Here is a 15,359-nt window from a genome sequence, read left to right as displayed (position 1 = left end):
ACGCGTACCATGATCTTCAAGCAGTACATCTCGCACCCGGCCAAAAGCGACGACTGCGAGGCGACGCTCCTCATTGGCGACAATGGCCAGTTCGACGACGATGGGCATCTCCAGACGGTAGCCGACAGAATGGTGGAGGCCTGCCGCGGGCAGACACTAGCCGACGGGACGCCAGCGGAGTCGGTTGCGGAAGTAGTCGGTCTGACTCACGACTTCGCCAAGTTGACTAGTTGGGCGCAGAAGCATCTCCGCGGTGAGCCCTCCCAGCACTCGGACGAGTATCGATATCATGCCTTCCCGAGCGCCCTCGTCACCTTGTACTGCCTGCTGGAATGTCGCGACGAGGTCGGCGATTACGCGGCCGAAGTGGCCACACTCGTTGTCACGGGCCACCACAACACGCGATCGCCACCGGAACCCTCCATGCTGGCGGAGAACTACGGTCGAGATAATGATGTAGTACAGGGGACATACGAGCGCGTCAACGAGCAGTTCGGCGATATTGGCAACAAGGTGCCGGAGCGGGCAGACCGAATCATCCACGCGGCGACCGACGGTGATGGGTCGTGGGAGGACTTCATGGAGTGGCACAAGACCCGCACTAAGCCAGTCGATGACGCCCACGATCATCTGCTGTACTTCGCCCGAATGGGCGCCGGAGACGCCGGAGTTGGCTACTACGGGGACGTGGTTGGACTCTGGGCGGGACTCAAGTTCGCCGATCAGACCGCTGCGAGCGGTCTCGAAGACGCCGACATTGGTGGAACGCTTCCCAACCGAGAAGCCCTCAACCAGCACGTCGACGACCTTGACGAGGGAGAGGGTATACTGGCGGACCTCAACGATCTCCGAGATCAGGCACGACAGACCTCGACGGAAAACGTTGAGGCGCTCCTGGCATCCGACGACGTGGGACTGATCACGCTCCCAACCGGGTTCGGTAAGACGTACGCCGGCCTCTCCGCAGGTCTTCGGGCGGCCAACATCAACGACAGCAGGCTGGTGTACGTCCTCCCGTATACGAGTATCCTCGACCAGACCGCGAGCGAGATCCAATCCGTCTTCGGCGTCAGTCCCTACAGCAAGGCGTTCACCCTCCACCACCACCTTTCGAACACCTACACCGGACTCGGTGACCATTACACGGACGGCGACATCGGCCGCTCGCCGGGTGCCCTGCACGCGGAGTCGTGGCTGAGTGGAGTCACCCTTACCACTACCGTCCAGCTCTTCGAGTCGCTCACGGCTCCGACGGCACGGCAAGCAACCCGTGTACCGTCCCTCCGCGGGTCCGTTGTCGTGATCGACGAGCCACAGGCCATCCCCGAAGACTGGTGGCAGATCGTCCCCGTGCTCGTCGAGTTACTCGTCGACACCTACGACGCTACCGTTATCCTGATGACGGCGACACAGCCCGGCCTCGTCAAGTACGGATCGGACGAGCTGACCACGCGTGAACTCACCGACGATACCGACCAGTACACGGACTTTCTCGCTGAGCACCCCCGGGTCACCTACCGACTGCACGACACCGTCCGAACGGACCAGGGTGACGAGTTCGCGACGCTTGACTATCCCACCGCTGGCAATCGAATATCCGAGGCAGCAGGAGACGGACAAGACGTGCTCGCCATTTGTAACACACGGGCAAGTGCCGAAGAACTCTACCAATCCGTCACGCCGATGGAGGATATGAAAGCGAGCGAGCCGGTCGAACTCGGTCGCCTCATCCATGACCATATCGACGAAACCGGCGAGTTGCCGAGCCCCATCGCACACCGGCGACTTGCACTCGACGCCGTGGGCAGGCAAGATGCCGAGACCGTCTACGCGTTCCTATCCGGCGATATCCGTCCTGACGACCGCAAGCTGCTTATCGACACCCTCTACGACGACGAGGTGGGCGACGAGGACGATCCCGCGCCGCTCCTCGACGGCGATGTGTCGGTCGTCCTCATCTCAACGAGCGTTGTCGAGGCCGGCGTCGACGTGAGTTTCGACACCGTGTTCCGAGACTATGCTCCCATTCCGAATATCGTCCAGTCAGGAGGGCGATGCAACCGCTCGTTCGGCGGTGAGACCGGCGACGTGGTCGTCTGGCGCCTCGCCAGACCCGAGGACGGAAGCGCCATTCCTTCGCTGGTGATTCACGGTGGCGACGGCGGCGATGCTCTTCCACTCCTCCACGAAACCGGACACGTCTTGCGGCGACACGTCGAGGACGGGTGTATCGGCGAGTCGACGATGGTCTCTGCCACTGTGAGTGAGTTCTACGAGTCACTGTTCGACGGGGAACTGGACCCCGGCGACGAGCGACTGGCGGATGCCATCTCCTCGGCGTCGATGTCCGAACTGGAGGGCGAACACATGATTGAGGAGATCGAGGACTATGAGGATATTGTCGCCTGCCTCACTGACGAGGAGCGGACCGAGCTGCTCGACGGCGATCTGGACGCTGGCGACATCGGGAGACATCCGGGGGCACAAGTTAGCACTGACCCGGACACGTGGACGGGCGAGGTCACGGTCGGTAATTCGCGGTACCTGCTGGTGGACGCCCGCGGTGAGTCCTATCATCCAGTGTTCGGCGTTCAATGAGCGAGTTGTCCCAAAGTGTCACCAGTAGCGGCACGTGATCGCTCGCGTCGTCCAGTCGTCGTACCGACCGGCAGTAACCGCACTCTCTGATGCAATCCACCGTTCGGGTGCGAAAACGTGGTTGATGTGGTAGGGTCGATCCGCTTTCAAGTGCATATAGAACGTGGCCTTCGTTTACTCGCCGAATTCGTCATCACACACCGCGTGGTGCGCGCTACCTCTGGTATCTCGATCGCGTCGTCGGTGTCGAAAAAGAGGGGGTGCTGGCCCATCCAACCGAACGGAACCGTGAATCAGTCGAGTTGACGGATGAAACTGTACAGCAGGTCGAAGACGCTATCCGCGGGATCTACGAGGTCATCCGAAGCGATACGCCACCGCCCGCGAAAGAAAAACCGTACTGCGAGTCGTGTGCGTACCACGACTTCTGCTGGAGCTGTTGACCCATGAACGACAACTACCACATCTTCTCGGACGGACGGGTCGAGCGACACAACGATACTGTACGGCTCGTCACCGAGGGCGACGAGAAAAAGTATCTCCCGATCGAGAACGCCGAAGCGCTGTTCCTTCACGGACAGATCGACTTCAACACCCGAGTGATCTCGTTTCTCGACGATCACGGCGTGGCGATGCACGTCTTTGGCTGGAACGACTACTATGCGGGGTCGATCATGCCCGAGCGTGGTCAAACGTCGGGCCAGACGGTCGTCAAACAGGTCCGGGCCTACGACGACGAAGTCCACCGGGGGAAGATCGCCCGCGAAATCGTCGCTGGGAGCATTCATAATATGCGGGCGAACGTGACCTATTACGACAATCGGGACTACGACCTCGGCCCGACACTCGATGCACTCGATCGGCGTCGTGAGGAGATCCAGTCCGCCGAGTCCGTCGAGGAAGCCATGGGCGTTGAAGCGAGTGCTCGACGGGCCTACTACGCGATCTTTGATCAGATCCTACCGGATGGCTTCGTTTTCGGGGGCCGCAAATACAATCCACCGAACAACAAGGTGAACAGTCTGATCTCGTTCGGGAACAGTCTAGTCTACGCGAACATCGTCTCAGCGATCCGGGCCACGGCACTCGACCCGACGATCAGTTATCTCCACGAACCCGGCGAGCGACGGTATTCGCTGGCGTTGGACCTCGCGGACCTGTTCAAGCCAGTGTTGACCGATCGCGTGGTGTTTCGTCTCGTGAATCGGGGACAACTGTCCGAAGACGACTTTGATTCGGAAATGAATGCATGCCTACTTACCGAAAGTGGACGAGAGACGTTCTCGAAGGAGTTCGAACAGACACTCGATCGGACGATCGAACATCCCAGACTTAACCGAAAGGTAAGCTACCAGTACCTCCTCCGGGTGGAGGCATACAAACTCAAGAAGCACCTGCTGACCGGCGAATCATACGAGTCATTCGAACGGTGGTGGTAACGTGGTGTACGTCGTCGCCGTCTACGACGTTGAGGCCGATCGAACTCGACTCTTCTTGAATTTCCTGCGCCGATATTTGACTCACGTTCAGAATTCGGTTTTCGAGGGTGAAATCACAGAGGGCGATCTCGAAGAGATCAAGCAAGAACTTGATTCGATGCTAGAAGCAGGGGAATCCGTGATCGTTTATCGAATGAGTTCTGAGCAGTATGTCTCGCGTACCGTCTATGGTGAAGATCCGACGGACGACAGTCAATTTTTGTAGCCCTTCATCGACCTCCCGGGTATTGCGGGCTATTGGCGGTCGACGAAAACACTAACACCTCCTGCCACTTAGCAGGCCATATATGGCCCGATTTGGCCATGGTTTCAGACGGACCCTTGTGGGGTTGAAGCCACCAACGAGGACCGCGGTTCTGGTCGGGAGGTCCGGTTTCAGACGGACCCTTGTGGGGTTGAAGCACTCAGTTTGGTACTATTGTACCAAACCCCCATACGAGTTTCAGACGGACCCTTGTGGGGTTGAAGCGGTTTTCACGCGTGAATAAACGGGATCGGCCCGTTGTTTCAGACGGACCCTTGTGGGGTTGAAGCCACCAACGAGGACCGCGGTTCTGGTCGGGAGGTCCGGTTTCAGACGGACCCTTGTGGGGTTGAAGCACTCAGTTTGGTACTATTGTACCAAACCCCCATACGAGTTTCAGACGGACCCTTGTGGGGTTGAAGCGGTTTTCACGCGTGAATAAACGGGATCGGCCCGTTGTTTCAGACGGACCCTTGTGGGGTTGAAGCGTCGTCGGGCCGCATCTCTTCGGGATTCTCCAGCGGTTTCAGACGGACCCTTGTGGGGTTGAAGCTTGTTAACGCCCTAATCAGGACGCCGTAAGAGATAGGTTTCAGACGGACCCTTGTGGGGTTGAAGCATGTCCACACGCCTCCATCAAGTCGCGTCCTAATTTCAGTCCGAGTTTCAGACGGACCCTTGTGGGGTTGAAGCGCCCAGCATCAGACGGTATCTTTAGTTTAACGACGTGTTTCAGACGGACCCTTGTGGGGTTGAAGCAATCGGCCCGTCGAGTAGCGAGTCGTAGTGATTGGTTTCAGACGGACCCTTGTGGGGTTGAAGCATTTGCGTCTGACAGGTCGATCTCCTTCAAATGCTCGTTTCAGACGGACCCTTGTGGGGTTGAAGCCCTGGATGTTACGCCTATGAGACTCCAACTCACTGGTTTCAGACGGACCCTTGTGGGGTTGAAGCTAATGGTAGGATTTGCGAAAGAATAGCATTAGTGTGTTTCAGACGGATCCTTGTGGGGTTGAAGCGAAACCCCAGCGGTGAGAACAAACAGGTAGTCGTCGTTTCAGACGGACCCTTGTGGGGTTGAAGCGAGAGACGCACAGTAAACCGATACCTCAAAGAGCTAGTTTCAGACGGACCCTTGTGGGGTTGAAGCGTGCTCGACTGGGGCGGCATCTTGTCCGGGATCGTTGGTTTCAGACGGACCCTTGTGGGGTTGAAGCACCGACCCGGACGGTCACGGCAATACGCCGACGAACGGTTTCAGACGGACCCTTGTGGGGTTGAAGCCACTGTCAATGAAGGCAGCCACATATGCTACTTATGGTTTCAGACGGACCCTTGTGGGGTTGAAGCACCAGACGTTGGTGTATCAAACCATGACCATGAATCAGTTTCAGACGGACCCTTGTGGGGTTGAAGCCACGGACGTGAACGACAAGCCGACGACGGCCCGCAGTTTCAGACGGACCCTTGTGGGGTTGAAGCTCCTGTGGCTCTGTCGTTTCAAATTCCCATCCGCATAGTTTCAGACGGACCCTTGTGGGGTTGAAGCGCATGAGCCTCGCTCGTACACACGACGCCGTAAGTCGTTTCAGACGGACCCTTGTGGGGTTGAAGCCTGACGGCCGTAGTAGAGGACGCCACCGATCACGAGTTTCAGACGGACCCTTGTGGGGTTGAAGCTTGGACAAACTGACGGGGTCCGATGACGGGGCAGACGGTTTCAGACGGACCCTTGTGGGGTTAAAGCTGGATCTCCTCGATCGAGCGCACGCCACGCTAGCGCCGTTTCAGACGGACTCTTGTGGGGTTGAAGCTCGAAAACGATGTACTCGTCGTTGCGATTGTCGCGGTTTCAGACGGACCTGCGCGGTGCGTGCGTCAATCGGTTCGAGATCGGACGCAGTCCGTGTCATGGCTTGCGTCCCAATCCCGTCGGAAGCTGCATAGCCCCACTTGACGAGAACGAAGGAGTCGCCCTCGGGCGGATCTAGTTCCACCCGGATCCACTCGCGGCACAAACGGCCAGAAGCGACGGAAACGAACCCTTCTGGTCGGTCACATCCCGTCTAGTTCGCCCTGCAGTACTGTCCACTCGCCGCGATCGAGCAATTCCTTGAGCATAGGTCGGAGATCGACGCCGGCGACGCCGAAGAACTTCTCGCGGCCGACGGGCGTCCGGAACCGCACGATGTAGGTGTAGTCGGTCGCTCCGAAGACCGTCAGAGAGGTGTTTGTCGCTCGATTTGTCAGCTCCAGGCGCGGTGTCGCGTCGACGTTGCCGGTGACGCGTGATCCGAGTCCCCAGCTGAGTGATTCGATCGCCGTCCGGTCGATCGGCAATACGTCGGCCAGGTGACCACCCTGCCCCGATCCGCGTTCGCCCGGCCCCGACTCGCGGGATGACATACCCCACCGTACGGGAAGGTCCCCCAAAAAAGCGATCCCTTTCCCGCCGAGCAGCCCCGGCCTGTGGGTCCAGCCACGATCGCCTCACACGCTGTCGAAGTGATGAAGTATATTGTCACTTGGTAACACGTATGCGAACCAACAAACCTATATAGTGGTGTGCTATATCATGTCATGTATGGCCACCGCACCGAGCACGGACGAGGTCATTGACGAATTCCTCTCCCAGCGTGGGCACGAAACCGAAGCGGTCGGCTGGGACGAAAACTATAACAAGAAGCAGTGTCCGGATTGCGGAGGGCTCCACGAGCCGACAGCGAACGAATGCTCGGTATGCGGCTGGATACCGGCCGGATCGAGATGACAGGGACCGCCCGATGGCGGTGTCTTTTACCCGGTAATTGACAGCATCCACCTCACAACATTTTTGAGTACTGGTTTAGTACCCCAGAGCAGTGGCTGACGATCGACCAATCGAGGAAGTCCTCGACACGATCGGGGACGAGCACGCGCGACACGTCCTGGCGGGAGTCAGCAAGCAGGCCAAATCGGCCAAGGAACTCAGCGAGCAACTCGATCTCTCGTTGCCGACTGTCTACCGTCGTCTGGAGATCCTCCAGGAACACGATCTGGTGTCCGATCAGACGGCCGTTGCCGACGACGGCAACCACTACAAGGTCTACGAATCGAACTTCGAGAGTACAGTCATCCGGCTGGAGGACGACGAGTATCAGGTGCGGATCTATCGTTCGGAGAACCTTCCAGACCGGTTCGGCCAGCTCTGGGACGATCTCAACGTGGACTGACGTCGGGGCTGAGGTCTCGTTGGAGTCGACGACTATCGACCAGCAGCCTGTGTTCGGGCTTTCGGGACTGTTCAGTTGGATGGCATGCACTGTCGCCTGGCACCTGTCAATGATCACATTGATATGTCGGGCAAATCAACTGGCGAGCCAACGATGGCTTCTAGCGTCGTACAGTACGGCCAGGCGGTTCTCGTGTTGTTGCGACTCATTCTGTTCGGCCTGACGCTGGGGATCACGCTCATCAGTTTCCAGGCCTACCAGCAGCGTCAGTCCGAACGCCTCCAGTACGCGTTCATCGGGTTTGCGTTCATCAGCATGGGCGTTGCGGTGAGCAACATCGTTTCGCAGATGTTCACGACCGATCCGACGGCTACCGCGCGGTTGTTCTTCGATATGACCGAGACGATTCCGTTCATCATCGGGTTCGCCATGTTGTATCTCTCGCTGTATCGGTAACTCCACAGCGCAAAGCGAGGCGTTTTGCGGTTACCGGCAAAAGTCACGGCCCTTATGAGGGTGTAGCCCCACTAGTTGTGCAATGACCGATTCGACGCAGGTGACGCGCCTGTTCGGCGGACCCGGCAGCGGGAAGACGACGGCCCTGCTCGACCGTGTAGAGGCACTGCTCGAGGACGATGACGTTGATGTCCGTGACGTGCTGGTCGTCTCTTATACGCGAGCGGCGGCGGCGGAGGTCCGCGAACGGCTGGCCGAGCGGCTGGACGTTTCCCCGCGATCGTTGAAGGGCAACGTCTGTACGATGCACGCTAAGGCCTACGAATTGCTTAACCTCTCGCGAGGAGACGTAGTGGGCGAGTCCGACAAACAGGAGTTCTGTGAGGAGTACGGCGTCGAGTACGAAGACCAGTACGAGAGCGGCGGTCGGCGGACCGCCCGTTCGACTACCATCGGCAACAAGATCATCGCCACCAGTCAGTGGCTCCAGCGGACCCGTCGTGACGTCGCCGACTGGTACGACGTCCCCTTCAAGTGGAACGACGAGACGGTCCGGCTCCCGCCAGACATCGACGAGAACGCCCAGACCGGCAACAAGTACACGCCGACATGGCCCTCCGACGACGATCGGGTCGACGTCCCCGAAGTGATCCGTGCCTGGCGGACGTACAAGGGTGAACACGATATCGTCGGCTTCGCGGACATGCTCGAACGCGTCGCCCAGCGGTCGCTGTTGCCGAACGTCGAATACCTCGCCATCGACGAGTTCCAGGACATCACCACGCTGCAGTACGATGTCTACGGGGAATGGAAGTCTCACATGGAGAATGTCCTGATCGCGGGCGACGACGATCAGGTCGTCTACGCCTGGCAGGGGGCTGATCCGCGCCTCCTCTTAGAGGTGGAAGGCGAGGACGTCATCCTCGACACCTCACACCGCTTGCCCTCGACGATCCTGGACGTTGTCCAGCGGGAGGTCAGCCACATCGACGAGCGCCAGGAGAAGAATCTCTCGCCACGCAAGCAGGGTGGGGCAGTCGAAGCTGTCCAGACTCCCTCGATGCTGGATCTGGTCCGGAACGTCCGTTCGACCGTCGAGGAGGACGACGGCTCGCTGATGATCCTCTTCCGGGCGCGCTATCAGATGTTCCAGTTCATCGATGAGTTCATCGACGAGGGCATCCCCTTCGACGTGATGACTGACCAGCGCATGTGGACTGACCGTCTGGAGGATTACGTCCACGGCATCGAGGCACTCGCTGCCGACGAGGATCTGACGGCCCTGGAGGTCCGCCGGCTGGCAGACATGCTCGAAGACACGGCCTTCGGGACCGGCGAGCGCGACGACCTCTTCGACGCCGTCGACGACCGCCAGGAGGCCGCCGAGACCGACGACTTAGAGGAGATCATGGTCGAACCCGACCTGGTTCGCGATCACGCTCCCTTCCTGCCAGAGCCGCCGGCTGCCGCGGATATGGTCCGGAAGGTAACCAGCTTCCAGGAGCGGGCCATCGAGGCGTACTTCCGCGGTGACTATCAGGACATGCCGACCGACCGGGTGCGTGTCGGCACGATCCACAGTGCGAAGGGTCGTGAGGCCGATCACGTCTTCGTCGCGACAGACCTCACCGAGAAAGTTGTCGAGCAGATGGCCGCGACCGTCGAACAGGACGACATCGAGATCCCGGGTGTCGAGGAGTTCACCAAACACACCAGCCCCGTCCCGACCCTGACCGACAACGAACGGCGGGTCTTCTACGTCGGGATGTCACGGGCCAGGGAACGGCTGGTGATCCTCGAGAACCTCGTCGATGGTGCCCCCACGCTCCCGATCGACGTCCTCTTGAACAACGAGCCGACCGAGATCGATCCCGAGGAAAGCCTGGCAGATATCCTCGGAGAGGAAGCCGCAGCCGTCCACTGAGCGGCTGTTCGCCGCCGTCCCGGCGATCATTCGTCGATCAACTTGCCTTCGAGGTAGTCCCGGGCGTTATCGCGGGTTGCCTGCGCGACTTTGACGAACGTAACCACCCGTTGGTCCGCCTCGCGTTCGTCGCGCTCGATTTCGATGGTGATGCCCTGATTCCGAAGGTGAGACAGTAGCGCCTCGATCACGTCGGGATCGGCCCGGACAGTGTGTTCCTCACCGACGGTTTCGCTGCGTTCGACCGCCCGGATCGTCTCGATCGCGGGCAGGAGGATCGATTCCCCGAGTTCCCGCGCGCGCTGCCGGGACTCGCCCTTCGAATGGTCCAGTTCGACTGCCTGGAACGCTTCCCGGACGATCCGCGGGAAGACGAAATCGCGACCGTAGTCGAACGGCAGCGAGAAGGCGTGTTCGAGGTCGGCCCGGTGGGTGGCCGAGGTGGTGTACTTCAGCTGTCGCGTCCCGTCGATCGACTGCATGACGACACCCTCCTTTCGCTCGCGGTCAAGGTCGGCGATGACCGACCGGACGGCTTCGGGTGCCGTCGCTGGATCGTACTCGCCGAAGTCGGGGACCTGCGGAAGATCGTACGTCTCGCACAGTTTTCGTCGGCGCGGGACCGATAGCGCTGTCCCCGTCTCTCGATGACGCACGTCGAAAACCTCGATCCGTGCCGACTCTACGTCCGGGTACTCGTGGGGCGTGTAGGGGTTCTCGGGACCGATCAACTCGCCACAGAGCATCAGATCGGGGTGCTCCTCGAAGAAAGCGCCGGAATCGAGCAATTCTCGGACTGTCGCGGTGGTATACGGACAGAGATACCCACTGCGGGTGAACCCCAGAATGTCGCCGTCGATCCGGGCGATCCGGACGTTGTAGCCGTTGCGCTTCTCTTCGATGGTGAGCCGGCCGTCGAAGTGTCCGGGTACGCCTGGATCGAGTACGAGCGTTCGTGGGATGGAGGGGAACCCGCGGACGACCCCGCCTGCGACGATAGCGGTCCCGCGTTCGATCCCGTGGCGGGCGTCAGCGAGATGGCGATACCGCTGCCCCTCGAACGTTTCGTGTTGAAACTGTTCGAGGAGGGACTCGAGATCGTCCGGCGGCACGCCGAGGGCGTCGGCCAGGGCGGGATCGGCGTCCATGTGTAGACTGACGCACGCTGGCAATATAGTCGTGGTGGCACACCACACGGACGATGCGCCGGAGCATCTTTGTCAGCGGACACGGTATCATCAACCATGGCCGAGCATCCGCTGAAACAGCGGTTCGTCCTCGACACGTCGGTGTTCATCACTCCCGAGATCCGCACCGAGGACGAAGACGTAGAGGCGGCTGTCGAACGCTTGCTCGATCTCGTCGCGGAGGCAAAGCTCGCACACAACATCTCCTGTTACATGCCGCCGTCTATCAACGACGAGTTGACGACGATGCTCGAGGAGCGCGACGTAAGCGAGGAAACCATCGAGAAGTTGAACACCTGGGTCATCACCAAGAGTCCCGCCCAGTACGAGGTGATGATCCCTGCCGAGATCGTCTATGGATTCATCGACGAGATGAGCGACCGGGTAAACAGAGGATTGCGCGTCTCCGAGAAGGCCGTCCGGAAGGCCGAACAATCCCGCGAGGAGGAGGCCGACCACGAACACATGAGCGAAGTGGACAAGGTGATCTCGGATCTGCGTGACGAGTACCGACGGGCGCTTCGGCAGGGCGTGTTGGACTCTCGAGAGGATTTCGACCTGCTGATCCTCGCGCGGGAACTGGACGCCGGGGTCGTCACCGAGGATACGGGGATCATCAACTGGGCGGAGGACTTCGGGTTGCGATACCTCCGCGGGCGGTCGTTCCCGCCGCTGATCGAGGAGTATTTGGCAGCCGGCGAGCGCGTCGAGTGAACGGACGTATCGATGAGTGGTCCGGGCCGACGGAGAGTCAATCGATGAGTAGCCCGAGCGAACGGAGAGTCAATCGGTGTGAGGACCGGGCGAACGGAGAGTCGGTGATCGACACCGCGAGCGGATGGATGGGTCGGGGGCTTTCGTCTCCGGAAAGATTTGGAGAGTTCGTTTCGAATGGCGCATTATTTGCGAAAGTCATAATACCGCCAGGCTAGTGACTCCGCTACCTGCCTGTCTATGTTAAACTACGTCATTACACGTCAGATCGGACGACTGGAGCGGGATGTATCGCCTCGTCGTCGGCCGAGGGAGGGGACATGATCGTCGGCGTTCCTGCCGCAGGTGGCGAGGAGACGCGCGTCGCGATGACGCCGGCTGTTGCCACGGATCTCGTCGACGCCGGCCACGAAGTACACGTCGAATCCGGCGCTGGCGAGAGGGCTGGCTGGGACGACACGGCCTACCGCGAGGCGGGCTGTGAGGTCCACGACGACCGCGAGGGTGTACTCGTCGACGCCGACGTGGTCTTCGAGGTCGCGGCGCTGGGAGCCGTGGACGATCCCGACCCCGAGCAGTACCGCCAGGGGCAGGCCGTCCTCGGCATGCTCGGTCCCTACGGGATCGACGACGCGACTCTGGAGATCCTCGCCGACCGCGAGGTCTCCGCGTTCGCGCTCGAACTCGTCCCGCGGATCTCCCGGGCTCAGAGCATGGACGCAAACTCCTCGCAGGCCAACGTCGCTGGCTATAAGGCTGCCGTCCGGGCCGCCGAGAACCTCGATCGGATGGTCCCGATGCAGATGACCGCCGCCGGGACGGTCCAGCCCGCCGAGGTGTTCGTCATCGGTGCGGGCGTCGCCGGCCTCCAAGCCATCTCGACGGCCGATCGACTGGGCGCGTCGGTGAGGGCCTACGACATTCGGCCGGAGGCCGCCGAGGAGATCACGAGCGTCGGCGCGGAGTTCGTCGAACTCGATGTCCACGCCGACGACGCATCGGACGAGGAAGGCCACGCCGTCGAGCAGGACGAGACGTTCTACCGCAAACAGCGCGAACAACTCGGCGAGGTCGTCGCCGACTCGGATGCCCTGATCACAACCGCAGCCGTCGCAAGCGGTGAGGCACCCCGTCTCGTCACCGACGAGGCGATCGCCGCGATGGACGACGGTTCCGTCGTCGTCGATCTGGCGGCCGACGGTGGCGGGAACTGTGATCCGACCGTGCCCGACGAGCGGGTCAACCACGAGGGCGCGACCGTCCTCGGGCCGACGAACCTGCCGGCGACGGTCCCGCGAACGGCGAGTCAACTCTACGCCAACAACCTGGTGAACTTCCTCGAAAACATGCTCGAAGATGGCAATCTTACCATCGACACCGACGACGATATCGTCGACGCGACGCTGCTCACTCACGACGGAACGGTACGGAACCCTCACGAGGACGAACAAGCGAAAGAGGAGGCGACGAACGACGGGAGCGAAGACAGCGAGGCGGCCGACGCCGAGCAACCGGCCGACGCAGACGACGGAGGTGTAGAGACATGAGTCTCGTCACCAACCTCACGCTGTTCGTCTTGGCGGCGTTCCTGGGCTATGAGATCATCACCAAGATCCCGACGAACCTCCACACGCCGCTGATGTCCGGCGCGAACGCCATCTCCGGCATCACGCTGATCGGCTCGGTCCTCGTCGCTGGATCGGGCGAGACGACGCTGGCGACGGTTCTCGGGGTACTTGCGGTCGTGATGGCGACGATCAACGTCGTCGGTGGATATCTCGTGAGTCACTTCATGCTCTCGCAGTTCAACCGGGGTGGGCGCTGAATGGCCGACGGACTCCTCGGGCACCTGCCGCCGTCGGCGCTCGAACTCGCCTATCTCGTGGCGGCGATCTTCTTCATCCAGGGCCTACGGGACATGACTCATCCCCGGACGGCCACGCGCGGCAACGGGCTGTCCTCGGGCGGCATGTTCCTGGCCGTCATCGCGACGGTCCTCTACTTCGAGATCCTCTCGCCGGTACTGTTGGCGGCCTCGCTGTTGGTCGGCGGGGCGATCGGCGCCTGGCTCGCCGTCAGCGTCGAGACCACCGAGATGCCCCAGCTCGTCGGGCTGTTCAACGGCTTTGGTGGCGGAGCATCCACGCTCGTCGCCGGTGCGGAACTGGTCGACGCGGTTGATCCCACCACGACGGCGGGTCTCGGACTGGAGTTGACAACCACGGCCGCGATCGCCGGGATCGTCGGCACGGTCACCTTCTTCGGGAGCCTCGTCGCCGCCGGGAAACTCCACGGGCTGGTCGGCGACTCCCCGGTCGATGGACGAGCGAATCAGGTGCTTCAGGCCGTCTTCTTCGCTGGCGCGGTCCTGGCCGGCGTCGGCTTGATCGTCCAGACGGGCCTGCTCGGTGGAGCGCCGCTGGCCGAGTGGCTCCCCGCCTACTGGATACTGGTCGCCGCTGCGGCGGTCTTTGGCATCTTGCTGGTGTACCCGATCGGCGGCGCGGACATGCCGGTCGTGATCGCGCTGTTGAACTCGATGTCAGGACTGGCGGCGGCCACGACCGGGTTCGTGCTGGACAACACGGCGCTGATCGTCGCCGGGACGCTCGTCGGCGCGGCCGGGTTGATCCTCACGTTCATCATGTGTGAGTCGATGAATCGCTCGTTGACGAACGTCCTCTTCGGCAGCATGGCCGAGGGTGACAGCGAGGACATGGAGGACATCTACGAGGGCAACATCACGGAAACGTCACCCGAGGAGGTCGAGATGATGCTCGACGCCGCCGAGCGCGTCGTCATCGTCCCCGGCTACGGGATGGCCGTCGCCCAGGCCCAACACGCCGTCGCGGAACTGGCCGATCTGCTCGAGGAAACCGGCGTCGACGTCGAGTTCGGTATCCACCCTGTCGCCGGGCGGATGCCCGGACACATGAACGCCTTGCTCGCCGAAGCGGACGTCGACTACGAGAAGATGCGCGAACTGGAGTCAGTCAACCCCACGTTCTCCCAGACGGACGTGGTGATCATTACTGGCGCCAACGACGTGGTCAATCCCTCGGCCAACGAGGACGAGGGGAGTCCGATCGCCGGGATGCCCGTCCTGGAGGTCTGGGACGCTCGGTCGGTCATCGTCAACAAACGCAGCCTCTCGCCCGGGTTCTCGGGTATCCCCAATCCGCTGTTTGCCAAGGACAACACGAGCATGCTCTTTGGCGATGCAAAGCAGTCGATGCAGGACCTGGTCGACGCCTACAACGAGAACCACTGACGGCAACTCATTCGTCTTTTGGCGGCTTAACCACCGCCGAAACGGCTCCGCCGAGGCCCCGTTCCAGCAGGTCGCCGGGCGTGACGACGTAGCGTTCGACGGCGAGGATCAACGCGATGATCCCGAGAAACGCCAGTCCGCCCAGAACGCGCCCGCTGGCGAGAAAGTCAAGCGCCAGCACGAGGATCGGAGCGACGACGACCACGGTTCCGGCCTGCCCGATCAACTCGAGGATCCCCGATGCCATGCGGGGA

At 61.1% G+C, this 15,359-nt stretch carries 14 protein-coding genes, 1 pseudogene and 1 CRISPR repeat array; of the genes and pseudogenes, 12 read left to right on the top strand and 3 right to left on the bottom strand.

Annotated features, from left to right (window positions below; translation table 11 throughout):
- Window positions 1–9 precede the first annotated feature (9 nt).
- The 4 genes and pseudogenes from BN2694_RS08580 to cas2 all read left to right on the top strand — a co-directional run bounded on the left by BN2694_RS08580 (window position 10) and on the right by cas2 (window position 4,302).
- On the top strand, window positions 10–2,598 hold the full coding sequence (locus tag BN2694_RS08580) for a DEAD/DEAH box helicase (RefSeq protein WP_135664021.1): 2,589 nt from the start codon (window positions 10–12) through the stop codon (window positions 2,596–2,598).
- Window positions 2,599–2,813: 215 nt separating this feature from the next.
- Window positions 2,814–3,041 (top strand): annotated as a pseudogene (locus tag BN2694_RS08575) (Dna2/Cas4 domain-containing protein); the annotation flags it as partial.
- A gap of 3 nt (window positions 3,042–3,044) precedes the next feature.
- The gene (gene cas1b, locus BN2694_RS08570; RefSeq protein WP_135664018.1) at window positions 3,045–4,037 is read left to right on the top strand and encodes a type I-B CRISPR-associated endonuclease Cas1b; all 993 of its coding nucleotides are present in this window, start codon (window positions 3,045–3,047) and stop codon (window positions 4,035–4,037) included.
- Window position 4,038: 1 nt separating this feature from the next.
- A complete protein-coding gene (gene cas2 / locus BN2694_RS08565; RefSeq protein WP_135664016.1) occupies window positions 4,039–4,302 on the top strand; it encodes a CRISPR-associated endonuclease Cas2 in 264 nt (87 codons plus the stop codon).
- A 101-nt stretch (window positions 4,303–4,403) separates the two neighbouring features.
- A CRISPR array of direct repeats spans window positions 4,404–6,155; the repeat unit is 30 nt; unit sequence GTTTCAGACGGACCCTTGTGGGGTTGAAGC.
- Window positions 6,156–6,396: 241 nt separating this feature from the next.
- Here cas2 and BN2694_RS08560 read toward each other — a convergent pair.
- Window positions 6,397–6,747 (bottom strand): hypothetical protein, encoded by a 351-nt coding sequence (locus BN2694_RS08560; protein WP_210408930.1) that lies wholly within the window; start codon window positions 6,745–6,747, stop codon window positions 6,397–6,399.
- A gap of 178 nt (window positions 6,748–6,925) precedes the next feature.
- Here BN2694_RS08560 and BN2694_RS17675 point away from each other — a divergent pair, with 178 nt between their 5' ends.
- The 4 genes from BN2694_RS17675 (at window position 6,926) to BN2694_RS08540 (ending at window position 9,933) form a co-directional block, all read left to right on the top strand.
- Window positions 6,926–7,111 (top strand): HVO_0416 family zinc finger protein, encoded by a 186-nt coding sequence (locus tag BN2694_RS17675; RefSeq protein WP_135664014.1) that lies wholly within the window; start codon window positions 6,926–6,928, stop codon window positions 7,109–7,111.
- 91 nt (window positions 7,112–7,202) lie between these two features.
- Window positions 7,203–7,553 (top strand): ArsR/SmtB family transcription factor, encoded by a 351-nt coding sequence (locus BN2694_RS08550; protein ID WP_135664013.1) that lies wholly within the window; start codon window positions 7,203–7,205, stop codon window positions 7,551–7,553.
- A gap of 153 nt (window positions 7,554–7,706) precedes the next feature.
- Entirely contained in the window at window positions 7,707–8,009 is a 303-nt protein-coding gene (locus tag BN2694_RS08545) for a DUF7521 family protein (RefSeq protein WP_135664010.1), read from the top strand.
- Window positions 8,010–8,091: 82 nt separating this feature from the next.
- The gene (locus tag BN2694_RS08540) at window positions 8,092–9,933 is read left to right on the top strand and encodes a UvrD-helicase domain-containing protein (protein WP_135664007.1); all 1,842 of its coding nucleotides are present in this window, start codon (window positions 8,092–8,094) and stop codon (window positions 9,931–9,933) included.
- A gap of 26 nt (window positions 9,934–9,959) precedes the next feature.
- Here BN2694_RS08540 and BN2694_RS08535 read toward each other — a convergent pair whose 3' ends face one another.
- The gene (locus BN2694_RS08535; RefSeq protein ID WP_135664005.1) at window positions 9,960–11,081 is read right to left on the bottom strand and encodes an RNA ligase; all 1,122 of its coding nucleotides are present in this window, start codon (window positions 11,079–11,081) and stop codon (window positions 9,960–9,962) included.
- Window positions 11,082–11,177: 96 nt separating this feature from the next.
- Here BN2694_RS08535 and BN2694_RS08530 point away from each other — a divergent pair, with 96 nt between their 5' ends.
- From BN2694_RS08530 to BN2694_RS08515, 4 genes are all read left to right on the top strand, one after another.
- On the top strand, window positions 11,178–11,834 hold the full coding sequence (locus BN2694_RS08530) for an RNA ligase partner protein (protein ID WP_135664003.1): 657 nt from the start codon (window positions 11,178–11,180) through the stop codon (window positions 11,832–11,834).
- Window positions 11,835–12,154: 320 nt separating this feature from the next.
- Entirely contained in the window at window positions 12,155–13,381 is a 1,227-nt protein-coding gene (locus BN2694_RS08525) for an NAD(P) transhydrogenase subunit alpha (RefSeq protein ID WP_135664001.1), read from the top strand.
- The gene (locus tag BN2694_RS08520) at window positions 13,378–13,659 is read left to right on the top strand and encodes an NAD(P) transhydrogenase subunit alpha (RefSeq protein ID WP_135664000.1); all 282 of its coding nucleotides are present in this window, start codon (window positions 13,378–13,380) and stop codon (window positions 13,657–13,659) included. Before BN2694_RS08525 ends, BN2694_RS08520 begins: the two co-directional genes overlap by 4 nt.
- Window positions 13,660–15,105: an NAD(P)(+) transhydrogenase (Re/Si-specific) subunit beta gene (locus BN2694_RS08515; protein WP_210408929.1), complete on the top strand. Its 1,446-nt coding sequence runs from the start codon at window positions 13,660–13,662 to the stop codon at window positions 15,103–15,105.
- A gap of 7 nt (window positions 15,106–15,112) precedes the next feature.
- Here the strand turns inward: BN2694_RS08515 and BN2694_RS08510 are convergent, their stop codons facing one another.
- Window positions 15,113–15,352, bottom strand: coding sequence for a DUF7533 family protein (locus tag BN2694_RS08510; RefSeq protein ID WP_135663999.1), 240 nt, complete (start codon window positions 15,350–15,352; stop codon window positions 15,113–15,115).
- Window positions 15,353–15,359: the final 7 nt, after the last annotated feature.

Origin of the sequence: Halorhabdus rudnickae, assembly GCF_900880625.1 — an archaeon.
In the GTDB taxonomy this organism is placed as follows: domain Archaea; phylum Halobacteriota; class Halobacteria; order Halobacteriales; family Haloarculaceae; genus Halorhabdus; species Halorhabdus rudnickae.
The sequence above is the reverse complement of the archived record's forward strand: the minus strand, read 5'-3'. Positions and strand labels throughout refer to the sequence as shown.